The sequence below is a fragment of the Nocardiopsis listeri NBRC 13360 genome, assembly GCF_001570765.1.
In the GTDB taxonomy this organism is placed as follows: Bacteria; Actinomycetota; Actinomycetes; order Streptosporangiales; family Streptosporangiaceae; genus Nocardiopsis; species Nocardiopsis listeri.
The window spans coordinates 57,439-83,631 of sequence record NZ_BCSH01000028.1; the positions used below are offsets into that span (position 1 = coordinate 57,439).

The window sequence follows — 26,193 nt, forward strand, 5'->3', positions numbered from 1 at the left end:
CCACGAAATGTCGTGTGCGTGTCCGAACCCGGACACGTCCACGGGGAATCAGTAACCGCCGCGTGTGCGTCGGGCGGCCGGACGACTGCGCATCCCCGCGCCCGCCAGCCCACCGCGTTGGAAGGCCCGGACCAGTTCGCCACCGAGGTTGACCCCGGCGCCCAGCGCGAGCGCCACCGTGATGGCCTCGGCGAGGCTGAGCATCCCCGCCACGGCCGTGCCCTGGGTGATCTCGATCAGGCCCCGGTAGAGGATGCTGCCCGGCAGCAGTGGGGCGATGGAGGGGATCAGGTAGGGAAGGACCGGGCGTCGGGTGCGACGGGCCAACCAGTGCCCGACCACGCCCACGGCCACCGCGCCCACCACGGTGCCCACCACCGGGGGAACGTCCACCAGTGAACGCAGCCCCGCGTAGGTCACCCAGATCATGACGCCCATGAGGCCGATACTGGGCAACATCCGGGGTGGTACCGCCAGTGAGATGGCGAAGGCCATGGCGATGCCGGCGGAGCCCACCAGCACCGCGACGTCCAGGGCGGTGCCCGCCGACGGCAGGTTCTCCAGGTCCATGTTCACACCCAGACGCACCGCCGTGTAGGCCACCGCGCCCACACCCGAGACGATCGCGCCCAGCGTGAAGAAGGTCTCCAACAGGCGTGCCGCGGCGGAGACGTAACTGCCACTGATGCCGTCCTGGAGACTGGAGACCAGCGGACGACCGGGCAACAGCGCCATGATGTTACCGGTGATGATGGCGCCCGCCTGGAGACCGAGGTCGAGTGAGGTGCTCACCCACAACAGGCCCACGCCGATGGAGGCGGCCACGGTGGCGGCGGCGACCATCTGGTAGAACTCCGCCACACCCCGGTTGGCGAGGAACACCGAGGTGCGATCGCCCAGCACGGTGGCCATGAACGCCACGGTGGCCACTATCAGACCACCGCCCACCATGAGACTGGCGCTGGAGGCGATGAGCCCGAAGCCCACCGCGATCAACCAGTTCGGGTAGGGCATGGGGGCCCGCCGGATCTGCTCCAGCCGGGCCGCGGCGTCCTCCAGCTCCAGCAGGCCGAGGGCGGCCTGCTGGACCAGGGTGTGCAACTCGTTGACGCGGAAGTAGTCGAGGGTACGGCGACGCACCACGCGTTCGCCGGTCACCGGTGGACTGTCGCCGCCCGGGTGGGTGGACAGGGAGATGGTGGTGAAGGTGACCGACACCTCCGAACGGGGCAGGTCGAAGGCGATCGACAGGCTCAGCATGGCCTCGCTGACCGCTTCGGTGCTCTCCCCGCTGGCCAGCATCAGTTCGCCCACGCGCAGGACCAGGTTGATGGCCCGCGCGTCGGGAAGGTTGGTGTCCTCGTCGTCGAGGTTGTCCGGGGTCAACTCACGCTCGTGCTCGGCGCGCCAGTCGCGCATCCGGCTGAGCATGATCTCCTCGCTCGGCGGCCCCGACCGCCCCCGCTTGCTCGGCATGACTGTGCTCCGTCTCCCCCTCTTCGTCCGCGCCCCGTGATGGCGTTCCACTTTCGACGGCCACCAAGGGGACGCCGTACCCAACGGCGGGGTTCGCCCTTCCGGTCCGGATGGCGCCGGTGAGTTCGATCACCCAGGCCATCCTGTCAACGCCCGCGGTCGCGCTCTACGGTCGACGCGCCGTCACCCGGCGGCCGGCGGTGGGTCCCCGCCCGGGGTGACCAGGCCGTTCTCATAGGCGTACACGACGGCCTGGACCCGGTCGCGCAGCCCCAGTTTGGTGAGGATGCTGCCCACGTGAGACTTGATGGTGGTCTCGCCGAGGAAGAGCTGGCCGGCGATCTCGGAGTTGGACCGGCCACGGGCGACCAGCGCCAACACCTCGTGTTCGCGATTGGTGAGGGGGTCGGCTTCGGGTTCGGTCTCGGCCTCGGGGACGGGTATCAGGGGGACGAAACGGTCCAGGAGACGGCGCAGGACGGTGGGGGAGACCACGGAGGAACCATCGGCGACCAGGTCGATGGCGGCGATCAGTTCGGTGGGCGGCACGTCCTTGAGCAGGAAGCCGGATGCGCCGGCGCGCAGGGCCTCGACGGCGTACTCGTCCAGGTCGAAGGTGGTCAGGGCCAGGACGCGTACCCCGTGTCCGAGGCCCTTGGCCCATTCGACGATCTCGCGGGTGGCCTGGATCCCGTCGACGCCGGGCATGCGGATGTCCATGAGGACGATGTCGGGGAGCAGGCTTCGCACGGCTCGTGCGGCCTCGCGGCCGTCGGAGGCCTCGCCCACCACGGACAGGTGGGGTACGGATTCGAGGATCATGCGGAAGCCGGCACGGACGAGGGGTTGGTCGTCGACCAACAGGACTGAGACGGGCACGGGGCCGATTCTGCCGTATGGGGTGGAGTGCCGGGGCCGGCTCAGGCGGTGGGGAGCGGGGGCGGGGTGCCACCGAACTCGGGGCACAGGGCCTGGTGTTCGCACCATCCGCAGAGCTTGCTGCGTTTGGGTTCCCAGCGTCCCGCGCGTCCTGCGGCCTCGATGCGCGCCCAGATGTCGCCGATCTCGGCCTCGGCCGCGAGGAGTTCCTCCTGGGTGGGGTCGTACCAGCGCACGGAGCCGTCGCCCAGGTACATGAGTTGGAGGCGGGCGGGGACCACGCCGAGGTCACGCCAGATCATGACGGCGTAGAAGAAGATCTGGAACTTGGCCTTGTCCTCGAAGCGGGGGTGGGGCGACTTGCCGGTCTTGTAGTCGACGACACGGATCCGGCCACCGGGTGCGACGTCGAGGCGGTCGACGTAGCCGCGCAGGCGCAGGCCGGTGGGCAGGGACACCTCCAGGCGCATCTCGCGTTCGCGCGGTTCGAGGTTGGCGGGGTTCTCCAGGTCGAAGTAGCGCTGGACGAGGTCGCGGGACGACTGGAGCCAGTCGTCGAGGCCCTCTCCTTCGGGGAAGAGGTGGTCGGCGACGTCGGGCTTCTTCTCGCGGATCTTCTTCCACTGGGGGTCGACGAGGCCGAGCGCGGTGCGCGTGGTGCGGGTGTCGGCGGGAAGTTCGTACAGACGTTCCAGGCAGGCGTGGACCAGGGTGCCGCGCAGCGCGGCGGCGCTGGGGGCCTCGGGGAGGCGGTCGATGGCGCGGAAGCGGAACAGCAGCGGGCACTGGAGGAAGTCGGAGGCTCGCGAGGGCGACAGGGCGCTCGGCAGCGTCGGCACGGTGGTCATACCCGCCAGCCTATGAGAGCCGGGGCCCGGTGGGGCGGGTGTGGTGGGACCCGTCGCCGGTGGGGTCATAGTGTGGGGCCTGTGAGCAACGGCAGCGATCCCTCCGAGACCCGGTCCGCCTCTCGTTCCCGGAGGACGGGGTTACTGCTCGGGCGTCCGTTCGGCGTTCCGGTGTACGTGACGTCGTCGTGGTGGATCGTGGCGGTGCTGATCACCCTGGTCTATGGGGGCATCGTCCAGACCCGGTTGGCGCTGGGGCCCTCGGCGTACCTGTTGGCGTTCGTCTTCGCGATCCTGTTGTACGCCTCGGTGCTGGTGCACGAGTTGGCGCACTCGGTGGTGGCGCGCTCGTACGGGTTGCCGGTACGGCGGATCGTCCTTTACGTGCTGGGCGGGGTCTCGGAGATCGACCGGGAGGCCCCCACCCCCGGCAAGGAGTTCTGGATCGCCTTCTCGGGGCCGTTGCTGTCGCTGGTGTTGGCGGGGGGCGCGTTCGGGTTGGCGCTGTTGGCGAACCCGTTCAGCATCCCCGGTGAGCTGATGTTCCAGTTGTGGATCGCGAACCTGTTGGTGGGTGTGTTCAACCTGTTGCCCGGGCTGCCGTTGGACGGTGGTCGTCTGCTGCGCGCCGGGGTGTGGAAGCTGACCGGGCGCCCGCACACCGGGAGCGTGGTGGCGGCCTGGGGCGGTCGGGTGCTGGCGCTGGTGGTGGCGGCCTTGCCGTTCCTGTTCGCGTGGAGCGCGGGCGGCACTCCGGGACCGTGGGCCATCGTGTGGGGTGTGGTGCTGGCCGGGTTCATGTGGATGGGCGCTACCGAGGCCCTGCGCAACGCGCGGGTGCGGGCCCGTGTTCCGGGGTTGCGCGCCCGGGACCTGGCGCGCCGGGCCGTGGTGGTGCCCGCGGACCTGCCGTTGGCGCAGGTGGACGTGCGTGCTCGGGAGGCGGGCACGGAGGCGGTGGTGGTGACCGACTCCGGGGGCACGCCGATCGCGGTGGTACATCCCACCGCGGACGAGGCGATCTCGAAGGCGCGACGGGCCTGGGTGCCGGTCTCGGACGTGTCCCGGGCGTTGACCGGGAATTCGGTGGTGTCGGTGGGGTTGGAGGGCGAGGAGCTCCTGACCGAACTCACCCGCCACCGGTTGCCGGAGTACCTGGTGGTGGCCGAGGACGGTGGGGTGTTCGGGGTGATCCGGGCCTCGGACGTCAACGCGGCGATGGCCGGACGGGAGCGGGCCTGACGGGTGTCTGCTCTGGGCCTGCGCCGGCTCCCAGACGCCGGACCGGTGTACCCCCTGCGGTTCTCGGGAGGGGATCAGCGACGGGCGCCTTGGGGCCACAGGACGATGACGGGGCGGCTCAGGGCCCGGGCGTAGGCGACCACGTCGGCGGTGCCGCCGGGGCCGCGGGCCGGCAGTCCGTCCCAGACGGCGATGAGCCGGTCGCTCTGTTCGACGAGGAGACGGCCCGCGGCCATGTGGGAGTGGGGGTCGGAGACGGCGTGCGGTAATTCGTGGACCAGGACGGAGCGGGCCAGGAGCCGGTCGTAGACGGGGTGGTGCGGGGCGGGCAGCGCCGAGCGGTAGCCGGCGGCGGGGATGACGGCCTCCAGCGGGGCTCCGGCGTCCAGGACGGCCTCGGCGAAGAGGGAGTCGGCGCCGTCGGCGAGGCAGGAGAGGCCCACCATGGCGTGTCCATAGGGCTCTAGATGGTCCTTGACCAGTGCGGCGACGTGTTCGTTCACGTCAGGGGTCAGGTTGCGGTGCCCGGTGATGCCGATGCGGATCACGTGACCTCCCGGTTCGTTCGCTTTCGCCGCGTTTCTACCCACTGGGGATGCCGGTAACGAGGGCGGCGAGACGGGTGTCGAGTTCGTTGACACGGTCGGCGTGGGGGCCGCGGTAACGCCGGCGGAAGGAACGCACGCGGGCCACGACGCGTTCGGAGGCGAAGCGCACCCCGGTGTCGAGGGCCTCCTGGGCCAGGCGGAAGGCCTCGTCGATGTCTCCGGCCTCGGCGTGGGCGGAGGCCAGTTCGACCTTGAGCACCGCGGCCTGTTTGACGTTGCGGGAGGGCGGGGCGACGGCGTCGGCGAAGGCGGCGCGGGCCTCGTGCGGGGTGCGCAGGCGTACGCCCACCAGGGCGCGGTAGCCGGCGACCTTGGCCTCGTCGAAGACGAACACCCAGGGCCAGGGCGGCCGGGCGTTGTCGGGGCGGTCGACGTCGCGTTCGGCACGGCGGATGGCGCTCGCGGCGGAGGTGCGGTCGCCGATGCCGGCGTGGGCGAGGGCGCCGATGCAGGACAGCCAGGCGCGTGCGGTGGGGTGGGAGTCGGGGCCCAGGACGTGTTCGGCCTCTTGGACCAGTCCCAGTCCGAGTTCGGGGTCCTCGGCGGTCTCGATCTCGAAGGAGGCCAGGGAACCGAGCATGTAGACGTCGAGCAGGCGCATGCCGGCCTGGCGGGCGCGTACGACGGCGGTGCGGTAGTGCATGCGGGCCGATCCCATGTCGCCGAGGTCGGCGTTGAGCCAGGCGGCGAACCCGGAGGCTTCGCTCGCCGCGGCGCTGAGTTCGGTGTGGAAGGGCGTCACGCGCGCGTTCGTGAGCATCTGCTCGGCCAGGTGCACGTGCGCGATCGCGCCGGGCAGCAGGTGGCGCGCGGGCGAGGTCGCGTCCATGCGTCGTTGGCCGCCGGTGATGGCCCGAAGGGAGGGTGCGGTGTCCTCGTCGATGCCGTGGTGGACCTCCGGGCCGACGATGGGTCGTGCGGTGGAGGCCAGGAGTCCGCCGGCGGCGACGGCCTTTCCGAAATCGCGACGTCTGGTGGGAGGTATCGCCTTGGTGGTGGGACCCTCCTTCGTTGTTTCGCCGCCGAAGCGGATCAGGTGCAACGGGATGTCGAGCCGCCGTGCCAGGTCCTGGACCTGGCTGATGGTGAGCGACTGCTGGCCGTTGACCACTCGGGAGACCCAGCTCTGTGAGTAGGTGAGTTCCCGTGCGAGGTCGCCCTGGGACCAGCCGCGTGCGGTGCGCACGCTTTCGATGACCGTGGGCATGTCGCATTCGGCGAGGGCGTCGGCCACGCGAGGTCGGGTCCACAGGTCCTTGGGAAGGCCGTCTGCTTGAGGCATGAGCCCAGATTAGGGATCCCGGCTCGTCTTGGTGGCTATGTGTGAAAAAGAAGGTGTGATGCGTGATCCGCATACTGGTCATGTGGGCTCTGCGACATGGGGCAGAGTGAACTTGTCGTTGGCCCCGGTGACGGTGGTCGCCGGGGCGGTGAGGAGGGAGGGCACGTGACGGTGCGGACGTCGCCGACAGAGGGCCCGGGCGTGTCGGACCACGACGGTCCGGCGTCTCTGGCGCTGCGGGGCATGGCGGACGAGCTGCGTTCACGTGGGATCGACGCGTGGGAGGACGGGGTGTGCGGGATCGTGCACGCCGGGCCGATCGCGCAGGGGCGGCGGGCGGTGCTGCGTCCCCACCGGGGTGACCTGTGGTGGTGGATGCGCTGGTCGCTCCAGGAGGGAACCGCGGCGGTCCTGCCCGGGGTTCCGCTCTCTCCGGCCTCACGAACCTCCGACGCCGCCCGCAGGATCATGGGTGTCATGTCGGCCGCAGAGGGCGGCTGACGTAGAAGACTCACGTGGGACGGGTCCCACGTGGCTGGACGGGTCGTACAGCGGTGCGACCCCGGGTGTGGGGTGGTGTTCGGGTGGTGGCCCGAACTCATTTCTCCCTCCGTGCGGGCTCCGAACCCGCCCGACACCCGAATCACCCGCTCCGGAGCGTGACCGGGGCGGCCGCCTCCACCCCCGGGCGCCTGGCGGTGCCGTCCCCACGAATTCGCCAGGCGCCCCTTTCTCTTCCCTGGTTTCAGGGAGGAGTTCCGCTGTCCCAAGCCCGTAGTAGGACACCCAGGTCGTGGACGCGCATGGTCCGTGCGTGCTCCGGTCGCGGCAGCGCGGGTGCCCTGATCAAGGTGACCGGTACCGAATCCAACCCCAGGCGTAGGGCCACGGCGATCCGGTGGTTGCCGTCGAGCGTGCCGAAGGCGAGGTTGAAACCCAGTCGTAGTGGGGTGCGGATTCCGTGTCGGGCGATGTCGACCGTCAAAGCGTCCAGGTGACGCGGTGTGTCCAGCAGGGCCGAACCGACGACCTCGCGGTCCACGGCCCGGTATCGCGTCACCAGGGCCGTGGGGAGTGGAGTCGTGGGGGAGGGGGTCACGGGACCTCCAGGCCCTGGGCCGCGGCCAGGGCGGCCCCCACACTGCCCGCGGTGTTGCGCAGGATCGCGGGCACGATCGGGGTGCGCAGGTCGAGCAGGGGCAGGAACTTGTGGGCCTTGCGGCTCACCCCGCCGCCCACCACGATCAGGTCCGGCCACACCAGGTCCTCGATCACCCGGTAGTAACGCTGTAGGCGCTCGTTCACCCACTCGGAGTAGGAGAGGCCGTCGCGTTCCTTGGCCCCGGAGGAGGCCCGTGACTCGGCGTCGTGGCCGTCGACCTCCAGGTGCCCGAACTCGGTGTTGGGCACCAGTCGACCGTCCACGACCAGGGCGGTGCCGATACCGGTGCCCAGGGTGGTCATCAGCACGGTGCCGCGCACGCCCTTGGCCGCGCCGTAGCGGGACTCGGCCAGGGCGGCGGCGTCGGCGTCGTTGAGGACTCGGACCGGACGCCCCACGGCCTCGGTGAACAGGGCGCGGGCGTCGGTGCCCACCCAGGACTCGTCCAGGTTGGCGGAGGTGTGGATCGTGCCGTTCTGCACCACTCCGGGGAAGGTGATGCCCACGGGACCGCGCGCGGTCTCGGGGAAGTGGTCGGAGATCCGCGCGACGATGTCGGTGACGGCGGCGGGAGAGGATTCTTCGGGGGTGAGGATCTTGATCCGCTCCCGGAGGAACTCACCGGAGTCCAGGTCGACGGGGGCACCCTTGATGCCGCTGCCGCCGATGTCGATTCCCAGGCCCGTGGTCGGCTGTGACATGGGTGGTGTCTCCGTGATCCTCGTGTGCTGTCGGGGTGGGTGGCTGGGCCACACGCCTGATACTGCCCAACGGCGGCGCGTTTCGCACGCCGAACGGGTGGAGTGGGCGGTGCCGGGACGGTTCGGCGCGGTTCCGGGGACCGATACGCTGGGCGATTGCCCGACCCGAACGCGATGTGGGAAGACGAGATCGACGTTGACCGGTATCCATGGCCGCCGCGGCCCCTTCACCGATGGCGACACCGTGCAGTTGACCGACCCCAAGGGTCGCATGCACACGATCACCCTGCGTGAGGGTGGCGCCTTCCACTCGCACAAGGGCAAGGTCGACCACGACGGTCTCATCGGTGAACCCGAGGGCAGTGTGGTCGTCTCCAACACCGGCACGGCCTATGTGGCCCTGCGCCCCCTGCTCATCGACTACACGCTGTCCATGAAGCGTGGGGCGACCATCGTCTACCCCAAGGACGCGGCCCAGGTCCTGGTGGAGGCCGACATCTTCCCGGGCGCGCGTGTGGTGGAGGCCGGTGCGGGCTCGGGTGCGATGTCCAACTGGCTGCTGCGCGCGGTCGGGGAAAAGGGCATGGTGCACTCCTATGAGCGACGGGCCGACTTCGCCGAGATCGCTCGCAAGAACGTGGAGAACTTCCACGGTGGCCCGCATCCGGCGTGGCGGCTGACCGTGGGCGACCTGGTCGAGGAGCTCGACGAGACCGACGTGGACCGGGTGTTCCTGGACATGCTGGCGCCTTGGGAGTGCCTGGACGCGGTCGCCAAGGCCCTGATCCCCGGTGGGCTGGTGTGCTGCTACGTGGCCACCACGACCCAGCTGTCTCGCGTGGTGGAGGAGCTGCGTGAGGACGAGCGGTTCTACGAGCCGCGTTCGTGGGAGACCATGCTGCGGACCTGGCACGTGGAGGGGCTGGCGGTGCGTCCGGACCACCGGATGATCGGTCACACCGGTTTCCTGGTGGTGGCGCGTCGTCTGGCCGACGGTGTGGCCGCGCCCGAGCGGCGTCGTCGTCCGGCCAAGGGCGCCTACGGCAAGGACTACGAGGCCGCGCGCGCGGCCGGTGCCAAGGGCGCGGCCGGTTCCACCGATGGTGTGTCCGACATGCCCGAGAAAGAGACGGATCGACCCGCCGAGTAGTGTTCTCGGCGCTTGTGAAAGCCCGCTTCCGGACATGGTCCGGGGCGGGCTTCGTCGTTTTTCGAGAAGTGGTGTTATCGCCGACCGAGCCCGGGGAAACGTCTGGAATGCACTTGCCCGACCCCCGCCACGGAGGTTACTTTCTCATTACGTCGGGTCACTCGTCGCTGCGGTGACCTGCGTGGACGTCAGGTGTGAAAGTGAGGCCCAGGACACTCCTCGAAGCTGAGAGGTTAGGAAAGGGGCAGGGGTAGGTAGGTTCCCGAGTAGTCGTCCTTCTCATAGGGAGGTGGCGGACGTGGCCGAGCGCGAAGACGAGCGTCAAAACGACCAAGACCGTGAAGTCGCTGAACTCACGGCTCAGGTCTCCTACATGGAAAAGGAACTCAGCGTGGTTCGGCGTAAACTCGCCGACTCGCCCCGACATGTGCGTCTGTTGGAAGAGCGGTTGCGGGAGGCCCAGGCCGACCTGGCCGCCGCCAACGGGCAGAACGAACGGCTCGTCTCCACACTGAAGGAGGCGCGCGAGCAGATCGTGGCACTCAAGGAGGAGGTCGATCGGCTGGCGCAGCCACCGTCCGGCTTCGGTGTCTACCTTGGGTCGCGCGAGGACGAGACCGTCGAGATCTTCACCAATGGCCGCAAGATGCGGGTCAACGTCAGTCCATCCGTGGATCTGGACGCGTTGCGTCCGGGCCAGGAGGTCATGCTCAACGAGGCGTTCAACGTCGTCGAGGTGGAGTCGTTCGAGACCGTCGGCGAAGTCGTCATGCTCAAGGAGGTACTCGAGGACGGCGAACGCGCCCTGGTGATCTCGCATCACGACGATGAGCGGATCGTGCGGTTGGCGGAGCCGCTGCGCGACGAGCCGATCAGGGCCGGGGACTCACTCCTGTTGGAGTCTCGGTCGGGTTACGTGTACGAGCGCATCCCCAAATCCGAGGTCGAGGAGCTCATCCTCGAAGAGGTCCCCGACATCGCCTACAACGACGTCGGTGGTCTGTCGGGACAGATCGAGATGATCCGCGACGCGGTCGAGTTGCCCTACCTGTACAAGGAGTTGTTCTTCGAGCACAAGTTGCGCCCGCCCAAGGGCGTACTGCTGTACGGGCCGCCCGGGTGCGGTAAGACGCTCATCGCCAAGGCGGTCGCGAACTCGTTGGCCAAGCAGGTCGCCGAACGCACCGGCAAGGACGTCGGCAAGAGCTTCTTCCTCAACATCAAGGGTCCGGAGCTGCTGAACAAGTACGTGGGTGAGACCGAGCGGCACATTCGCCTGGTCTTCCAAAGGGCCCGGGAGAAGGCTTCCGAGGGAACCCCCGTCATCGTGTTCTTCGACGAGATGGACTCGATCTTCCGCACACGTGGCTCGGGTGTGTCCTCCGACGTGGAGAACACGATCGTCCCGCAGATGCTCAGTGAGATCGACGGTGTCGAGGGGTTGGAGAACGTCATCGTCATCGGTGCCTCCAACCGCGAGGACATGATCGACCCGGCGATCCTGCGGCCCGGCCGTTTGGACGTCAAGATCAAGATCGAGCGGCCCGACGCCGAGGCGGCCCGCGACATCTTCGCCAAGTACATCACCGACGAGCTGCCGCTGCACGAGGAGGACCTGGCCGAGCACGGTGGTTCCAGCAAGGCCACGGTGGACGCCATGATCCAGCGGGTCGTGGAACGGATGTACACCGAGGGCGAGGAGAACCGCTTCCTGGAGGTCACCTACGCCAACGGGGACAAGGAGGTCCTGTACTTCAAGGACTTCAACTCCGGCGCGATGATCGAGAACATCGTCTCGCGGGCCAAGAAGATGGCGATCAAGGACTTCATCGACAACCGGTCCAGGGGCATCAGGGTCTCGCACCTGTTGCAGGCCTGCGTCGACGAGTTCAGTGAGAACGAGGACCTGCCCAACACCACCAACCCGGACGACTGGGCGCGCATCTCCGGCAAGAAGGGCGAGCGGATCGTGTACATCCGTACGCTCATCACCGGCAAGACGGGCTCCGACTCGGGCCGGTCCATCGACACGGTCGCCAACACGGGCCAGTACCTGTAAGAACGCTCGCCGCGGTCACGTACCGCTTCGGGGCCCGCCGGAGGTCTTTCTCCGGCGGGCCCCTACGCGCGCGATCGCGGGACTTTCGCCTCTTACCGGGGCGCGGCCCGGTGTTTTGCGCGCGCCCCGTCGTCACTTTATGGCGAATCCGCCGAAAGACGCTGTGACCTGTGTGGACATGCCGGGCCGAGATCCTTCGAAACGCCCGGGAAGACGGCGCTTAGGCCACAATTGGCGCGGAAGCGTTCAAGACGCTGCTCGGGCGGATAACCTCTCAGCATGAGTGTGCGGCGGATTATGGGTATCGAGACCGAATACGGGATCTCCGTGCCGGGAAACCCCGGGGCCAACGCGATGGTCACCTCCACCCAGGTGGTCAACGCCTACCTTGCCGCCTCGGCGGCGCGGGCCCGGCGAGCACGTTGGGACTTCGAGGAGGAGAATCCGCTACGGGACGCGCGCGGCTTCGACCTGGCGCGAGAGGTGGCCGACCCCACCCAGTTGACCGACGAGGACCTGGGGTTGGCCAACGTCATCCTCACCAACGGCGCGCGCCTGTACGTGGACCACGCCCACCCGGAGTATTCGGCCCCCGAGGTCACCAACCCGCGTGACGCGGTGTTGTGGGACAAGGCCGGGGAGCGGGTCATGGCCGATGCCGCGGCGCGGGCCGGTTCCACGCCCGGCATCGAACCGATCCAGCTGTACAAGAACAACACCGACAACAAGGGCGCCTCCTACGGGTGTCACGAGAACTATCTGATGAACCGGTCGACGCCCTTCGGCGACATCGTCCGCAACCTCATCCCCTTCTTCGTGTCCAGGCAGGTGATGTGCGGGGCCGGTAAGGTCGGCATCGGTTCCGATGGACAGGGCAGCGGGTTCCAGCTCTCCCAGCGCGCCGACTTCTTCGAGGTCGAGGTGGGTCTGGAGACGACCCTGAAGCGTCCCATCATCAACACACGGGACGAACCGCACGCGGACCCGGACCGGTACCGGCGTCTGCACGTGATCATCGGTGACGCCAACATGAGCGAGCTCTCCACCTACCTGAAGATGGGGGCCACCGCACTGGTGCTGGCGATGATCGAGGACGGGTTCTTGCAGGAGGACCTGTCGTTGGAGACGTCGGTGGCGGACCTACGGGAGATCTCCCACGACCCGGGGCTGACGCACCGGGTGCGGTTGCGCGACGGGCGGCGGATGACCGCCCTGGAGTTGCAGGGCGAGTACCTGGACCAGGCGCGCAAGTACGTGGAGGACCGATACGGCACGGACGTGGACCCCGACACCGCCGATGTGCTGGACCAGTGGGAGACGGTGCTGACCGGGCTCGGGCGGGATCCGATGGACCTGGCCGATCGGTTGGACTGGGTGGCCAAGCTCAAGCTGCTGGAGAGTTACCGCTCGCGTGATGCCCTGGAGTGGTCGAGCCCGCGGTTGCAGATGGTCGATCTGCAGTACTCGGACGTGCGCCAGGACCGGGGCCTGTACAACCGGCTGGCAGCCCGTGGGCGGGTCCATCGGTTGCTGGAGGAGCCGGAGGTGACCCGGGCGATCACCGAACCTCCGGAGGACACCCGAGCCTACTTCCGTGGTCGTTGTCTGGCCAAGTACGCCGACTCGGTGGCGGCGGCCTCCTGGGACTCGGTCATCTTCGACCTGCCCGGCCACGACTCGTTGCAGCGGGTGCCGACCCTGGACCCGAGGCGGGGCACCAAGGAGCACGTGGGCGCCCTTCTGGATGCCGCGGACACCGCCGAGGACCTGGTCGCGGTCCTGGGCGGGGGCGCACGCGGGGACTGAACCCGAAGAAAGCGGACGTCCCCGCCCGCGGGAAGCGGACGGGGACGTCTGGTGCGGTGGGGGAGGTGGATCAGGTCCGCAGGGTCACGCCCCAGCTGTTGAGCATGGGGTTGACCTCCTGGTAGTAGGTGGTGCCACCGAAGGAGCAGTTGCCCGAACCACCGGAGGTGACGCCCTGCGCCTGGCTTCCGGAGATGAAGGAACCACCGGAGTCACCGGGTTCGGCGCACACGTTGGTGCGGGTCAGGGCCTGAACGGTGCCCTGCGGGTAGTTCACCGTCTGGTTGCGGGCCTGGATGGTGCCGCAGTGCCAGCCGGTGGTGGAGCCGGAGCGGCAGACCTGGGAGCCGATCGCCGCCGCGCTGGAGCCGCTCACGGTCGCGTGTCCACCACTGTTGTAGCGGCTGACCAGGTTGGTCAGGGTGAAGTTGGACGTGCCGCGGACGAAGGCGGCGTCGTTGCCGGGGAAGATGGAGCGCTCGAAGACCCCCCGACCGTTGCCGATGCTGACGGCGGTGCCGACGCTTCCGCAGTGGCCGGCGGTGACGAAGCCGGGCTGGCCGGAGGAGTTGGTGGCGGGGAAACCGACCGAGCAACGTCCGCCCATGGTGTAGGCCAGACCACCGACGATGTCGGCGTACAGCTCGGGCTGTTCGGTGGTGGTCTCCACCGTGACGTCGGCGGAGTCGACACCGGAGTCGGCCAGGAGGGCGTCCACGTCGGCCTCGGAACCTTCCAAGACCTCCAGGACGACCGTGTCGCCGGCGATGTCGGGGTACCAACCCACGACGCCCGAGTCGGCCTGGGAGGCGTTGAGTTCGTCGACGATCTCCTCCAGACCCTCGATGCCGTGGGTGACGACCTCGGCCCGGGCACCGGCGGCCTCGACCGCGTCCACGGCGGAGGCGTCGGTGACCAGGACGGTCAGTTCGAGGGCTTCGGTGTCGAAGATGGAGCCGCCGTAGGCCTCGGCGGCGGCCTCGGTGGCGGCGGCGTCGATCTCGAACGATTCGGCCTGGGCGTCGAGCAGTTCGTCGGCCTGGGACGGGGACAGGCCAAGGTCGCGCTGGAGGGCTTCGGCCATGGTGGTGGCCTCGGCGTCGGGGGCCTGGGGGACGGGTGCGGTGGGAGCCGCGGCGGCGGGGGTGGTGCCCAGGGCCAGGCCGAAGGCCAGGGCTCCGGTTCCTATGGCGGAGACAACGGGGGAGGGTCGCATGGTCCCTACTCTCCTTGGGGGATTTACGGGGGGATCGGCGACCGAGTCGCTTCGGTCGCCATTGTTCACCAAGACACCCGGTAAACAATGCCCAACCATAAGTGCACGTTTTGGCGAGCGAAAGAGCGTCAGGCGGAAAAAGCATTCAAGGCGAAATCCGATGATGGGGTGATGGGTCGCTTCCGGTCGCTGTCAGTCGCGGTCCACGAGGCCACGTCAGGATCACCGCAGGCGGCAGGTCACAGACCGAAATGGTCGTGATTCCACAAGGGGGGCACAATGGCCACATGCGGACGCCGGTATCGGGTACCGGTCGTGGCCGATCGGACACATGCCCGTAACCCCTCTGGTCACGGGAACGACCAAGCCGGGTGGGGAGCGGATGATCGTGCTCTCGATGAGAGCCGGCCGAGTGTCCGTGGTGGCCGGATACGGACACCTGGAAACGAAAGACGCCCCCGCCCGCTCGAAAGCGGACGGGGGCGTCGGTGCGATGCCGGACGGATGGGGCTATCCGGTCACCAGCGAGAGGTTCCACGAGCTGAGCACCGGGCCGACCTCCTGGTAGTACGTCGTACCACCACTGGTGCAGTTGCCCGAGCCGCCCGAGGTCATGCCCTGAGCCTGGTCGTCACTGATGAACGAGCCACCGGAGTCACCCGGCTCGGCGCAGACATCGGTGCGGGTCAGGTCGTTGACGGTGCCCTCGGGGTAGCTCACCGTCTGGCCGCGGGCCTCGATGGTCCCGCAGTGCCAACCGGTGGTCGAACCCGAACGGCACACGGCCGAGCCGACCGGGGCCTGAGTGGACCCGGCCACCGTCTGGGTGTCACCCGCGCTGTACATGTTGACCAGGTCGGTGACGGTCCAGTTGGAGCTCGCCGACACGTACGCTCCGTCGTTGCCGGGGAAGACCGACTCGGCGAAGGTGCCCGAGCCGGAACCGTCCTCGCTCTCGGCGGAGGTGCCGACGGTGCCGCAGTGACCGGCGGTCACGAAGCCGTCGCCGCCGGAGGCGTCGGTGGCGGCGAACCCGATGGAGCAGCGGCCGCCGCCCATGTAGTACGCGTCGCCACCGACGATGTCGGCGAACAGTCGCGGCTGTTCGGAGGTGCTGCGCACCTCCACGGCGGAGGCGTCCACGCCCGCGGCCTCGATGAGGCTCTGTGCGTCGTCGCCTTCGAGGGCCTCGATCACGACCGTGTCGGAAGTGACGTCGGGGTACCAGCCGACGACGCCGGGCTGGGTGCCGGCTGCGTCGAGCTCGTCCATGATCTCGGCCAGGCCCTCGGTGCCGTACGAGACCACTTCGGCCTCGGCTCCGGTGGCCTCCACGTCCGACACGGCGGAGGTGTCCGTCACCAGGACGGTCAGCTCCAGGGTGTCGGTGTCGAACACCGAGCCCGCGTAGGCGTCACCCGCGGCGTCGGCCGCGGCCTCGTCCAGACCGAAGGCGGCCGCCTGGGCGTCGAGCAGTTCCTCGGCCTCGAACGGGGTGAGGCCGAAGTCGCGCTCGAGCGCTTCTTCCATGGTGGACACCGAGTCGTCCTGTGTGACGGGCTCGGTCGGCACGGTCGCGGCTCCGGCACCCGGGGCCACGGAGAGCGACAGCCCGAAGGCCAGCGCTCCCGTGCCGATCGCGGAGATAACGGGGGAGGGTCGCATTGATCCCTACTCTCCTATGGGGGAATGGGGCGGGGTCTCGGAAGACGCCTCGTCCGCTCGGGGGTGGACGGTGCGCTCCGAGGCGGGACCCCCGATGAGGGCGGGGTCCCTTCCGTTCACCGAGACACTCGGTAAACGGTTCCCCACCATAAGTGCACATCTTGGACAACTGGAACCCCGAAAAGCCGATATTTCAGCGAGGGGACAAAGGGATCATCCGATGACCGGATATTTTGCGGTCCTGGTCGCCGGAGGTCGACCCTCCTGACCTTGACTTTTCCGAAGGAGTCGTATGTGAATCAGAAACTCGCCGGTAGGTCAAGGGATGCATGATGGCCGGATCCGGACACTGAAACCGCGCACCAGTAGCGATGGGTCGGACACGTAGACGTAACCCGCGTGGTCAGGCCGCCGTCCTGGGCGAAGATCATGTTCGCTAAGCGAATACATGTGCGCATGTCGCGAAAACGATCTTCATGGGCGTGCGGGGGCCGACCCCGGGGACACGCCCGACCCCGTGACGGCGTCGAATTCGTGGGCACCCGACCGCACCCGTTCCCCTCACGCGCGCACGCGCGGTGATGACGCCGAGCTCAGAGGTAACTAGCGGGTATCGGGCCCCGGGAACGGGGTTGAGCCGGGGGTCGTTGGGCCAAGATAAGGGCGAGAGCTCCGAACGGGAGGTTGCAATGGCGACGAAGGACACCGGCGGCCAGAAGCACGGCACCCGCCGCGACGAAGAGGTCGAGGAGACCGAGGGCGCCGCGGAGACCAAGGAACGCGACGAACAACTGGATGAGGACGTCGACGACATCCTCGACGAGATCGACGACGTTCTGGAGAACAACGCCGAGGACTTCGTGCGGCAGTTCGTGCAGAAGGGCGGTCAGTGACCGTCATCGGACGGTTCGCTGACAGCGCACACGGGAGCCCGTGGCCCCCGGACACACAAGGTTAGGGTCGACACGTCGGCCGGGGTGGGAAAGCCCGGCCGACGTGCAGACCGACAACAAACGGATGAGCAGGCGCCCCATCCGCCCCCGAGACGGGGTGGGGCGCCAGTGGAGGGAGTCGCGTGTTCGAAGGGTTCGAGGGCGGACGGATGCCGGCCGCTTTCATGAGTGCGGGTACTTCGTCCTTCACCGAGTTCCTCCGGGCGGTCAACCCCGAGTTGCTGCCCGGAAGGCATCTGGACGCCGCCGGAGGGGGCACCGAACACCTCACCCCGGACGCGACGACCATCGTCGCCATGACCTTTCCCGGGGGTGTCCTGCTGGCCGGTGACCGCAGGGCGACACAGGGCAACGTCATCGCCAACCGGGACATGGACAAGCTCTACCGGACCGACGAGTTCTCCGCGGTGGCCATCGCGGGCTCGGCCGGGATCGGTATCGAACTGGCCCGCCTGTACCAGGTGGAGCTGGAACACTACGAGAAGCTGGAGGGCCGATCCCTCTCCCTCGAGGGTAAGGCCAACAAGCTCGCCCAGATGGTCCGGGGCAATCTGGGCATGGCCATGCAGGGGTTCGTCGTGATCCCTCTGCTGGTGGGATTCGACGAGGTCACCGAGGAAGGCCGGGTCTTCAGCTACGACGCGGTCGGTGGACGCTACGAGGAGCAGCGCTACCACTCCATCGGCTCCGGTTCGGTCTTCGCCAAGGGCTCCATCAAGAAGCTCTATCGCGACGACCTGGACGAGACGACCGCGATCAAGGTCGCCCTGGAATCGCTCTACGACGCCGCGGACGAGGACTCCGCCACCGGCGGGCCCGATCTGCATCGGGGGATCTTCCCCCTGGTCGACGTCATCACCGAGGACGGCCACCGCCGTATCTCCGTCGAAGAGGTCGCCCGCTTGGCCACGGAAGTGGTCCAGGGGCGTTCCGTCCACCCCGACGGACCCACGGCCCGGCTCGACTGACCGGCGGGCCATGACCGGCCCGGCCGATCCGGGCCGGGCGCCCCCTCACCACCAGACCTCTCCCGACCAGGTAAGGAAACGATCCGCGGTGTCGATGCCCTTCTACGTCGCCCCCGAACAGCAGATGAAGGACAAGGCGGACTACGCGCGCAAAGGGATCGCGCGCGGCCGCAGTGCCGTCGTCCTGCAGTACGAAGGCGGCATCCTCTTGGTGGCGGACAACATGTCCCGCACCCTGCACAAGATCAGTGAGCTCTACGACCGCATCGGCTTCGCCGCGGTCGGGCGCTACCCCGAGTTCGAGAACCTACGCCTGATGGGCGTCCGTTTCGCCGACGTTCGCGGGTACCAGTTCGATCGTCGTGACGTCAGCGGACGCCAGCTCGCCAACATCTACGCCCAGACCCTGGGTACCGTCTTCAGTGAGAGCCTCAAGCCGTGGGAGGTCGAGATCGTCGTCGCGGAGGTCGGCGACACCGCGGACGACGACGAGATCTACCGCATCACCTTCGACGGGTCGATCGTCGACGAACAGGGCTTCGTCGCGGTGGGCGGCTCCTCCGAGCACGTGTCCAACCAGATCAAGGACCGCTTCGACGCGAGGGCTCCGCTCAGCGCGGCGCTCAACGCCGCCACCCACGCACTGGCGCACGAGAACGGGGAGGAGCGTGAGCTGGAGGCCACCAACCTGGAGGTCGCCGTGCTGGACCGCTCCCGACAGCACCGCAAGTTCCGTCGCATCCACGGTGATCGTCTGACCGCCCTCATCGAGGAGGGCAAGCGAGGCGCCACCACGACCACGGACGCCTCCGACGACACGAACACCGGTGGGAACGAGGCCGACCAGGACTGAGACTAGTGACGACGGTGCGGCGCCACCGGGGCGCCGCACCGGCCGGGCGGGTGTGGACGACGCGGCCCCGTCGTCGGCACCCCGGTGACGGAAGTTGGTGAGGCCGCGTGGAACGACGGATCTTCGGGCTGGAGAACGAGTACGGGGTCACGTGCACCTTCCGGGGGCAGCGCCGCCTGTCACCGGACGAGGTCGCCCGCTACCTCTTCCGACGGGTGGTCTCCTGGGGGCGCAGCAGCAACGTGTTCCTGCGCAACGGGGCCCGTCTGTACCTGGACGTGGGGAGCCACCCCGAATACGCCACCCCCGAGTGCGACAGCCTCCTGGACCTGGTGGCCCACGACAAGGCCGGCGAACGGATCCTGGAGGGGCTGCAGATCGACGCCGAGCAGCGCCTGCACGAAGAGGGCATCGCCGGCGACATCTACCTGTTCAAGAACAACACCGACTCGGCGGGCAACTCCTACGGCTGTCACGAGAACTACCTCGTGGGTCGGCACGGGGAGTTCGGGCGCCTGGCCGACGTGCTCATCCCCTTCCTGGTCACGCGGCAGATCATCTGCGGCGCCGGCAAGGTCCTACAGACGCCTCGGGGCGCCCTTTACTGCGTGAGCCAGCGCGCCGAGCACATCTGGGAGGGTGTCTCCTCGGCCACCACCCGCTCGCGGCCCATCATCAACACCCGCGATGAGCCCCACGCCGACGCCGAACGTTTCCGGCGCCTGCACGTCATCGTGGGCGACTCCAACATGAGCGAGACCACCACCCTGCTCAAGCTGGGCGCCACCCACCTGGTGCTGCAGATGATCGAGGCCGGTGTGGTCATGCGCGACTACACCCTGGAGAACCCCATCCGGGCGATCCGCGAGGTCAGCCACGACATGACGGGGCGGCGCAAGGTGCGTTTGGCCAACGGGCGTGAGGCCAGTGCCCTGGAGATCCAGCGCGAGTACCTGGAGAAGGTACAGAGCTACGTGGACCGGCACGGCACCGACGCCGTGGGCAAGCGGGCCCTGGACCTGTGGCAGCGCACCCTGGAGGCGGTGGAGACACAGAACCTGGAAACGGTCTCGCGGGAGATCGACTGGGTCGCCAAGTACCTGCTGTTGGAGCGTTATCGGGACAAGCACGACCTGTCGCTGTCCTCGCCCCGCGTGGCGCAACTGGACCTCACCTACCACGACATCCACCGCGACCGCGGCCTGTTCTACCTGATGCAGAACCGCGGCCAGATGGATCGGGTGGTGAACGACCTGAAGATCTTCGAGGCCAAGTCGGTGCCGCCACAGACCACCCGGGCCAGGTTGAGGGGCGAGTTCATCCGCAGAGCCCAGGAACAACGCCGTGACTTCACCGTGGACTGGGTGCACCTCAAACTCAACGATCAGGCGCAGCGGACCGTGCTGTGCAAGGACCCGTTCAAGTCGGTGGACGAGCGGGTGGAGAAGTTGATCGCCGGCATGTGAGCGGACGGACTTCGAACGGTCGATCCGGGCCCCCTCGGGCGGTGCGCAGTATGGCTGTGAGCCGAGCCACCCGGCGGGGCCCGTGACCTTCGGTGCCTTCCCAGGGGTGGCCGGACTTGTGCTTTTCGGTAGTGTGAGCCTGTCCTGAGCCGGAAATCAGAGGTTGTGACCCATGCACCGACGTGCCGCCGCCCTCGCGGTGCCACTGACCGCCATCGCCTTGGTGGTCTCAAGCTGCGGATCGATCCCAGAGGATTGGAAGACTCCTGCCTTCCTGCGCATGAACGCGGAGGAACTGGACCCGCGGCTGCCCGACGTCACCGGCGAAGTCGGTGAGGAACCGCAGATCACCTTCCCCGACGAGGAGCCTCCGGAGGAGGAGATCTCCGGGATCGTCAGCAAGGGTTCGGGGGAGGACGTCCTGGTGGGCGCGGACGACCTGGTGGTCGCCAACGTGGCCCAGTACCAGTGGACGGCTCCGGGTGAGGGCGAGCCGATGGAGGGCCAGTCCAGCTACGAGTCCGGTGCCCCCGACCTCGTACGCATGAACGAGATGCCCGAGTACATCACCGAGACCCTGGTGAGCCAGCCGCTCGGCAGTCGTGCGGTGTACGTGTTCCCGCCGTTGACCCCGGAGGAGATCGAGCAGGCCCAGGGCATGGGCCAAGAGGTTCCCGAGGGTGCCAGCGTGCTCGTCATCGACGTGATGGACCGCTACGCCCAAGGTGCCGTGGTGCCGGGTGAGCCGGCCACCGATGGTGGCGACGGTCTGCCCACGGTCACCCAGGACGGCCACAGCCGCCCCGAGGTCGAGATCCCCGAGGGTGACGCCCCCGAGGACCTGGAGGTCGTCCCGCTCATCGAGGGTGAGGGCCCCGAGGTCGAGGAGGGGCAGCAGGTCATCGCCCAGTACACGGGCGTGCGCTGGGAGCCCGAGGAGGATGGCACCCACCAGGTCTTCGACTCCACCTGGGACCGTGGTGGCGCGCCCTTCGACACCACCATCGGCGACGGCGCGGTGATCGAGGGCTGGGACGAGGGCATCGTGGGAGCCGACGTCGGTGACCGCCTGATGCTGGTCGTCCCCGGTTCGATGGCCTACGGCGAGACCGAGGAAGAGGCGATGGGAGGCCCCGTCGGCACCCTGGTCTTCGTGATCGACGTCCTGGGTGCCTACGACAACCCACCGCAGCCCGAGCCGGAGGAGGGCGCCGAGGGTGAGGCGGCCGACCCCGAGGCCGAGGACGAGGAGGCCTCCGAGGAGGAGTAACCGCTCCGACGTACCCGCGGTTCGTTTCCGCCGCGACGCCCCCGTCGTCCGACGGGGGCGTCGTCGTGTCCGGGATCCTGACACGCGGGGCGGGCACATCTGCGGGGGAGCGGCGCGATCGCTGCGTAGAGTCGTCACTCTGAGTGTTTTCTGGCGAGGGGGAGCCATGCCGGAGGGACGGCGGTTCTGCTATGTGTCCGGTCTGCGCCTGGGAGTGCCGGCCTTGGAGGAACTCTGCGCCCAGGGACGCCCACCGGATCTGGTGGTGTCCTACCCCGCCGAGTTGGCGCACCGCTGCGGTTACGTCGACTACGAGTCCGTGACCCGGCGTCTGGACCTGCCACACCTGCGCGTGGCCGACATCAACGGTGAGGAGGCGCGCGACGCCCTGGCCCTGCACCGCATCGACCTGATGGTGGTGGCCGGGTGGTCACAGCTGATCCAAGAGGAGGTCCTGACCTCGCTTCCGCTGGGCGCCGTGGGCATGCACCCCTCCCCGTTGCCGGTGGGGCGCGGACGTGCGCCCATTCCCTGGACGATCCTGCGCGACATGCGGGCCAGCGCGGTGACCCTGTTCCACCTGGCCCGTGAGGTCGAGGCCGGTGACATCGTGGATCGGATCCGTTTCGAGGTGGCCGCCGACGCCACCGCCACCGGCCTGTACGAGCGAGTGGGGCGTTTGCAGGCCGAACTGATCGTGCGCAACCTGGACGCCCTGTTGGAGGGGCGCGCTCCCCGCAGTCCCCAGACCGGGCACGTGTCGGTGTGGCCACGACGTCGTCCCAGCGACGGACACCTGGACCTGGCCGCCGCCGGGCGTGACGTGGACCGGATGGTGCGGGCGCTTGCGGCCCCCTACCCGGGGGCGTTCGCGATGTTCGGCGGTGCGCTCATCACCTTCCATTCGGGGGAGTTGTCCACCGAGGTGGTGGGTGGCGATCCCGGGCAGATCGTCTCCGCCGGTCCCGGCAGGAAGTGGGGGGTGACGTGTGGGGACGGTGTCGTGTTCGTGCCCGAGTCGGTGAGCGTGGACGAGGGGGTCGAGGCCGACCCGGCCTCCCTGGCCATGTTCCGGCCCGGGAGGTACTTCGACGCTCCGTCCGAGCACATGCTCGCGGCCACTCGACGCACTCCCGTGCCCGGCAACGGCGACGCCGAACACCGGCGACCCGCCGCGTGGCTGCACGGGACCGTCGACCGGTGAAGGGTGGGTGCGCGGCCGTTCAGGGGACCAGGAGGGTGGCGGCGTACCGCCCGGCCGCCGCCGCGCTGAGGAAGGCGGCCCGGTCCTGTCCCAGGTCGCGTCCCATCGCCGACGGCTTCAGCGGCAAGGAGAGCAGTTCGCCCTCCAGGCCGGTCGTGGGGACCTCCACCAGTGTGTGCCGATCGCCGAGGGGCCAGGCCTGGTCGCGTACCCTCTCCCCGAACTCGCCGGGAAGGACGGGTACGACCACGTCGGCGGGGGCCAGGGCGACCTTGCCGTAGGCCGTCAGGCTGTGGTGGGAGACCCCTCGGTGACGGGGACGCGGGTCGGCCTCACCGACCCGCAGGGCGGCCACGGGCAGGCCGTCCAGGTTCGCCACGGCGTTGACGGCCTCGCCGCAGGCCACGCCCGAAAAGCCCCAGGGGGTTCCGGTGTCCAGGTCACCCGGGCCCTGGCAGACCACGGCCACGTCCGCCCCCAGGACGTGCCTGGCCGCCAGCAGGCCCGAGTGCACGGTGGCCGTCTCCAGGTCGCCACCGAACGCCTGGCCGATGGTCACACAGCCCGCCAGGAGGCCGTCCTCACGCAGTGTCCCCAGGTTCTGGGAGAACATCGCCGGTAGCGCGCCACCGTCCAGCATCACGTTGACGATCCGGGCGCGGGGACGTTCGGCGAGCACCCCCGCCACTACGGCCGGCAACGACGAGTGCGGATCGGTGATCACCACCGGCATCCCGTCGATCCCCCGAGCGGTACGCAGTGTCTCGTGATGGGGTGATCCTTGTTCGTCGGCGCCCTGGACGGTGGCCTGGAGCGGGGTGTGGCGGGCCTTGATGAGGTGGCCGGGGCCCTCCCGATCGGCGGGCAGGCGGTCGGGGACGGCCACCACCAGCGCGTACCCGCCGGTGCCCGGCCCAAGGTCCAGAGCGCCGGTGTTGAGCAGCACCTCATCGCCCACGTGTGGCTCGCCGACCAGATCGGTGTAGGCCAGGGCCCGGCAGGTGGACGGGGAAGCGGTGTCGGGGTCGGTGACCAGATCGACCGCGCACACGTGGACCCCGGTCCAGGAGGGCAGGAGCAAACGGACTTGGCCGCGACGCCACCGGATCATGGTGGGCACGGTACCGTCGGTGCTGAACCGAAGGTGGGAGGACGCGCCCTCGCGACCCCGCCCGGCGCATCATCCCAGGGTGAAGGAGTGGCGACGATGTCGCGCAGGAAGACCGAACGGCAGCTCAACCTGGTCATCTGCCTGTTGTCCACCCGGCGCCACCTGACCGCCCAGGAGATCCGGGCGACCGTCCAGGGGTACGCGGAGGCCGAGACCGAGTCGGCGTTCAAGCGCATGTTCGAACGCGACAAGCGAGAACTGCGCGACAGCGGCATTCCGATCCAGGTGGGCACCGGTGACGCCTTCAGTGGCGAGGAGGGCTACCGGATCTCCCGGTCGGACTATGAACTGTCCGAGATCGAACTACGTCCGGACGAGGCACTGGTACTGGGTCTGGCGGCCCGAGCCTGGCGGCACGCCTCCCTGGGCGAGGCCGCCGCCAACGCCCTGTTCAAGCTCCGTTCGGCCGGGGTGCCGGTGGACGCGGAGGCCGCGCCCGGGCTGACCCCGACCATGCGCACCGACGAACCCGCCTTCGGGCCCGTCTGGCAGGCGATCCGTGACCGCCGGCCGGTGGCCTTCTCCTACCGCAAGCCCGGTCGGACCGAAGCCGTGCGTCGCGAGGTCGAGCCGTGGGGCGTGGTCAACCAGGGCGGTCACTGGTACGTGGTCGGTCACGACCGGCTGCGCGAGGCGCGCCGGGTCTTCCGGCTCGGGCGCATCCAGGGGCAGGTGACGGTGGTGCGTACCGGTCCCGACGTCGAGGTGCCCGAGGGCGTGGACCTGCGTTCGGTGGTCTCCTCGCAGCGGCCCGACCCCGACCACACCGCCACCGTGCGGGTGCTCGTCGACTCCGCGCACGCCCTGCGCCGCAGTGCCCTGCGCGTGGTCCCCGGTGAACGGGAGGGCGCCGGGCCGGTGTGGGACGTCCTCACCCTGCCCTACACCGACACCGACACGCTGGTCGGCCGGGTGGCCGCCCAGGGTGCCCGGGCCGAGATCGTCGAACCCGAACAGGCGCGCGAGGCGTTGGCCGCCCACATGTCCGGCGTGATCCTGCGGGCCGAGGCCGAGACCGAACCGGTGGGGGAGGCCGAGGAAGAGGACGCCCCGGCCCGCGGCCCGCGCTCGGCGGACCAACTGCGTCGGTTGCTGATGTTGGTGCCCTACGCGCTGGGTCGGGACGTGCGTGTGCCGGAGGTGGCCCGCCACTTCGGTCTCAGTGAGAAGCAGGTGGTCCAGGACCTGAGCCTGCTGTGGATGTGCGGTCTGCCCGGCTACACCCCCGGCGACCTCATCGACGTGGACCTGGAGGCGGCGAAGGAGACAGGGGAGATCATCATCGCCAACGCCGACACCCTGGCCCAGCCGCTGCGTCTGACCGCGGACGAGGCCGCCAGCCTGGTCGTGGGCCTGTCGTTGTTGGAGGAGTTGCCCGAGGCACAGGGCGTGGAGGACGGCGCGCTCAAGCGAGTGGGGGAGAAGCTGCGCGGGGCGGCCGGCAGCGCCGTTGGCGCCCTCGCCGATGCCGTCCAGGTGCGGGTGGAGATGGACGAACAGGTGGCACAGACCCACCGGCGCTGTTCCCAGGCCCTGGAGGCGGGCCAGCGCCTGCACCTGCGCTACCTGTCCGGATACCTGGACCAGGTCACCGAACGCGACGTGGACCCGATGGGCCTGGTGGTCCAGGACGGCAAGCCGTTCCTGGAGGGCTACTGCCACCTGCGCGAGGACGTGCGCCTGTTCCGACTGGACCGGGTGCTGGAACTGACCGTGCTGCCCTACGCGGCCGAGGTGCCCGAGGGTGTGGGCCGCCGCGACCTGTCCAAGGGCGTGCTCCAGCGTTCCGAACGCGACGCCCTGGTCGTGTTGGACCTGGACCCGTCGGCGCGTTGGGTCACCGAGGACTACGCGTGCGAGTCGGTCACCGAACTGGCCGACGGCGGGGTACGCGCCACGTTGCGGACCCCGGCGCCGGCGTGGGTGGCACGACTGGTGTTGTCGTTGGGATCACGGGGGCGCGTGGTGGCTCCCGAGGGTCTGGCGCGGGAAGTGCGCGCGGAGGCCGAACGAGCCTTGAATCTTTACGAGGCGGGGCAAACCTCCCCCGAGCTGGTCGAGATCGATTCGTCCTCGGAGTGACGCCCACCTGTTGACAGGGGGTCGAGGTGTAGGTCTTCAGGAAAAGGATATGGTGGATTCGTGATCGCCCTCGCTGTCCTTTTCGGCCTGGTTCTGGTCGGTGTACTCATCGTCGGATGCCTTCTGGTGAAG

At 68.9% G+C, this 26,193-nt stretch carries 22 protein-coding genes; 12 read left to right on the forward strand and 10 right to left on the reverse strand.

Translation table 11 applies throughout. The features are described from left to right. Positions 1–48 precede the first annotated feature (48 nt). The 3 genes from NLI01S_RS10020 to NLI01S_RS10030 form a co-directional block, all read right to left on the reverse strand. Complete coding sequence (locus NLI01S_RS10020; protein ID WP_223809186.1) at positions 49–1,476, reverse strand: threonine/serine exporter family protein; 1,428 nt, start codon at positions 1,474–1,476, stop codon at positions 49–51. 183 nt (positions 1,477–1,659) lie between these two features. Next, positions 1,660–2,355: a response regulator gene (locus tag NLI01S_RS10025; protein WP_067602766.1), complete on the reverse strand. Its 696-nt coding sequence runs from the start codon at positions 2,353–2,355 to the stop codon at positions 1,660–1,662. 41 nt (positions 2,356–2,396) lie between these two features. After that, positions 2,397–3,203: a RecB family exonuclease gene (locus tag NLI01S_RS10030; RefSeq protein ID WP_067602769.1), complete on the reverse strand. Its 807-nt coding sequence runs from the start codon at positions 3,201–3,203 to the stop codon at positions 2,397–2,399. 81 nt (positions 3,204–3,284) lie between these two features. Between NLI01S_RS10030 and NLI01S_RS10035 the strand changes: the two genes are divergently transcribed. Next, positions 3,285–4,445, forward strand: coding sequence for a site-2 protease family protein (locus tag NLI01S_RS10035; RefSeq protein WP_084392454.1), 1,161 nt, complete (start codon positions 3,285–3,287; stop codon positions 4,443–4,445). A gap of 74 nt (positions 4,446–4,519) precedes the next feature. Here the strand turns inward: NLI01S_RS10035 and NLI01S_RS10040 are convergent, their stop codons facing one another. Together NLI01S_RS10040 and NLI01S_RS10045 are read right to left on the reverse strand one after the other, a co-directional pair. Then, positions 4,520–4,993 carry a hypothetical protein gene (locus NLI01S_RS10040; RefSeq protein WP_067602775.1) on the reverse strand — a complete coding sequence of 158 codons (474 nt, stop codon included), beginning with the start codon at positions 4,991–4,993 and terminating at the stop codon, positions 4,520–4,522. A gap of 34 nt (positions 4,994–5,027) precedes the next feature. After that, positions 5,028–6,335 (reverse strand): helix-turn-helix domain-containing protein, encoded by a 1,308-nt coding sequence (locus NLI01S_RS10045; RefSeq protein WP_067602778.1) that lies wholly within the window; start codon positions 6,333–6,335, stop codon positions 5,028–5,030. A gap of 165 nt (positions 6,336–6,500) precedes the next feature. On the opposite strand from NLI01S_RS10045, the gene NLI01S_RS10050 reads away from it, so the two are divergent. Then, a complete protein-coding gene (locus NLI01S_RS10050) occupies positions 6,501–6,836 on the forward strand; it encodes a hypothetical protein (protein ID WP_307601056.1) in 336 nt (111 codons plus the stop codon). 244 nt (positions 6,837–7,080) lie between these two features. Here the strand turns inward: NLI01S_RS10050 and NLI01S_RS10055 are convergent, their stop codons facing one another. Next, positions 7,081–7,434 (reverse strand): hypothetical protein, encoded by a 354-nt coding sequence (locus tag NLI01S_RS10055; RefSeq protein WP_067602783.1) that lies wholly within the window; start codon positions 7,432–7,434, stop codon positions 7,081–7,083. After that, the gene (ppgK, locus tag NLI01S_RS10060; RefSeq protein WP_067602786.1) at positions 7,431–8,198 is read right to left on the reverse strand and encodes a polyphosphate--glucose phosphotransferase; all 768 of its coding nucleotides are present in this window, start codon (positions 8,196–8,198) and stop codon (positions 7,431–7,433) included. Before ppgK ends, NLI01S_RS10055 begins: the two co-directional genes overlap by 4 nt. 196 nt (positions 8,199–8,394) lie before the next feature. Here ppgK and NLI01S_RS10065 point away from each other — a divergent pair, with 196 nt between their 5' ends. The 3 genes from NLI01S_RS10065 to dop all read left to right on the forward strand — a co-directional run bounded on the left by NLI01S_RS10065 (position 8,395) and on the right by dop (position 13,213). Continuing rightward, positions 8,395–9,348 carry a tRNA (adenine-N1)-methyltransferase gene (locus NLI01S_RS10065; RefSeq protein WP_067602789.1) on the forward strand — a complete coding sequence of 318 codons (954 nt, stop codon included), beginning with the start codon at positions 8,395–8,397 and terminating at the stop codon, positions 9,346–9,348. 289 nt (positions 9,349–9,637) lie between these two features. Next, on the forward strand, positions 9,638–11,407 hold the full coding sequence (arc, locus tag NLI01S_RS10070) for a proteasome ATPase (protein WP_084392455.1): 1,770 nt from the start codon (positions 9,638–9,640) through the stop codon (positions 11,405–11,407). Positions 11,408–11,686: 279 nt separating this feature from the next. Then, positions 11,687–13,213, forward strand: a complete 1,527-nt coding sequence (dop, locus tag NLI01S_RS10075; protein WP_067602792.1) for a depupylase/deamidase Dop — start codon at positions 11,687–11,689, stop codon at positions 13,211–13,213. 70 nt (positions 13,214–13,283) lie between these two features. Here dop and NLI01S_RS10080 read toward each other — a convergent pair whose 3' ends face one another. Both NLI01S_RS10080 and NLI01S_RS10085 read right to left on the reverse strand, forming a co-directional pair. After that, positions 13,284–14,429, reverse strand: coding sequence for a S1 family peptidase (locus NLI01S_RS10080; protein WP_067602795.1), 1,146 nt, complete (start codon positions 14,427–14,429; stop codon positions 13,284–13,286). Positions 14,430–14,939: 510 nt separating this feature from the next. Continuing rightward, on the reverse strand, positions 14,940–16,094 hold the full coding sequence (locus NLI01S_RS10085; RefSeq protein WP_067602797.1) for a S1 family peptidase: 1,155 nt from the start codon (positions 16,092–16,094) through the stop codon (positions 14,940–14,942). Positions 16,095–16,783: 689 nt separating this feature from the next. On the opposite strand from NLI01S_RS10085, the gene NLI01S_RS10090 reads away from it, so the two are divergent. The 6 genes from NLI01S_RS10090 to NLI01S_RS10115 all read left to right on the forward strand — a co-directional run bounded on the left by NLI01S_RS10090 (position 16,784) and on the right by NLI01S_RS10115 (position 22,808). Beyond that, on the forward strand, positions 16,784–16,987 hold the full coding sequence (locus NLI01S_RS10090; RefSeq protein WP_067602799.1) for a ubiquitin-like protein Pup: 204 nt from the start codon (positions 16,784–16,786) through the stop codon (positions 16,985–16,987). Between the two features lie 182 nt (positions 16,988–17,169). Continuing rightward, entirely contained in the window at positions 17,170–18,015 is an 846-nt protein-coding gene (gene prcB / locus NLI01S_RS10095) for a proteasome subunit beta (RefSeq protein WP_067602800.1), read from the forward strand. An 88-nt stretch (positions 18,016–18,103) separates the two neighbouring features. After that, entirely contained in the window at positions 18,104–18,868 is a 765-nt protein-coding gene (gene prcA, locus NLI01S_RS10100) for a proteasome subunit alpha (protein ID WP_067602803.1), read from the forward strand. A 107-nt stretch (positions 18,869–18,975) separates the two neighbouring features. Then, on the forward strand, positions 18,976–20,334 hold the full coding sequence (gene pafA / locus NLI01S_RS10105) for a Pup--protein ligase (protein WP_067602806.1): 1,359 nt from the start codon (positions 18,976–18,978) through the stop codon (positions 20,332–20,334). 172 nt (positions 20,335–20,506) lie between these two features. Then, on the forward strand, positions 20,507–21,604 hold the full coding sequence (locus NLI01S_RS10110; protein WP_067602808.1) for an FKBP-type peptidyl-prolyl cis-trans isomerase: 1,098 nt from the start codon (positions 20,507–20,509) through the stop codon (positions 21,602–21,604). 166 nt (positions 21,605–21,770) lie between these two features. Beyond that, entirely contained in the window at positions 21,771–22,808 is a 1,038-nt protein-coding gene (locus NLI01S_RS10115) for a methionyl-tRNA formyltransferase (protein WP_067602811.1), read from the forward strand. Between the two features lie 19 nt (positions 22,809–22,827). Here the strand turns inward: NLI01S_RS10115 and NLI01S_RS10120 are convergent, their stop codons facing one another. Further along, positions 22,828–23,919 carry a DUF3866 family protein gene (locus NLI01S_RS10120; protein ID WP_067602814.1) on the reverse strand — a complete coding sequence of 364 codons (1,092 nt, stop codon included), beginning with the start codon at positions 23,917–23,919 and terminating at the stop codon, positions 22,828–22,830. Between the two features lie 96 nt (positions 23,920–24,015). On the opposite strand from NLI01S_RS10120, the gene NLI01S_RS10125 reads away from it, so the two are divergent. Further along, positions 24,016–26,061: a helix-turn-helix transcriptional regulator gene (locus NLI01S_RS10125; protein ID WP_067602817.1), complete on the forward strand. Its 2,046-nt coding sequence runs from the start codon at positions 24,016–24,018 to the stop codon at positions 26,059–26,061. Positions 26,062–26,193: the final 132 nt, after the last annotated feature.

Bases quoted from the DNA above. Each gene is read 5' to 3' on its own strand.
- NLI01S_RS10020 (WP_223809186.1), bottom strand. From the start codon at position 1,476: ATGCCGAGCAAGCGGGGGCGGTCGGGGCCGCCGAGCGAGGAGATCATG.
- NLI01S_RS10030 (WP_067602769.1), bottom strand. From the start codon at position 3,203: ATGACCACCGTGCCGACGCTGCCGAGCGCCCTGTCGCCCTCGCGAGCC.
- NLI01S_RS10045 (WP_067602778.1), bottom strand. From the start codon at position 6,335: ATGCCTCAAGCAGACGGCCTTCCCAAGGACCTGTGGACCCGACCTCGC.
- ppgK (WP_067602786.1), bottom strand. From the start codon at position 8,198: ATGTCACAGCCGACCACGGGCCTGGGAATCGACATCGGCGGCAGCGGC.
- dop (WP_067602792.1), top strand. From the start codon at position 11,687: ATGAGTGTGCGGCGGATTATGGGTATCGAGACCGAATACGGGATCTCC.
- NLI01S_RS10080 (WP_067602795.1), bottom strand. From the start codon at position 14,429: ATGCGACCCTCCCCCGTTGTCTCCGCCATAGGAACCGGAGCCCTGGCC.
- NLI01S_RS10085 (WP_067602797.1), bottom strand. From the start codon at position 16,094: ATGCGACCCTCCCCCGTTATCTCCGCGATCGGCACGGGAGCGCTGGCC.
- NLI01S_RS10090 (WP_067602799.1), top strand. From the start codon at position 16,784: ATGGCGACGAAGGACACCGGCGGCCAGAAGCACGGCACCCGCCGCGAC.
- NLI01S_RS10110 (WP_067602808.1), top strand. From the start codon at position 20,507: ATGCACCGACGTGCCGCCGCCCTCGCGGTGCCACTGACCGCCATCGCC.
- NLI01S_RS10115 (WP_067602811.1), top strand. From the start codon at position 21,771: ATGCCGGAGGGACGGCGGTTCTGCTATGTGTCCGGTCTGCGCCTGGGA.
- NLI01S_RS10120 (WP_067602814.1), bottom strand. From the start codon at position 23,919: ATGATCCGGTGGCGTCGCGGCCAAGTCCGTTTGCTCCTGCCCTCCTGG.
- NLI01S_RS10125 (WP_067602817.1), top strand. From the start codon at position 24,016: ATGTCGCGCAGGAAGACCGAACGGCAGCTCAACCTGGTCATCTGCCTG.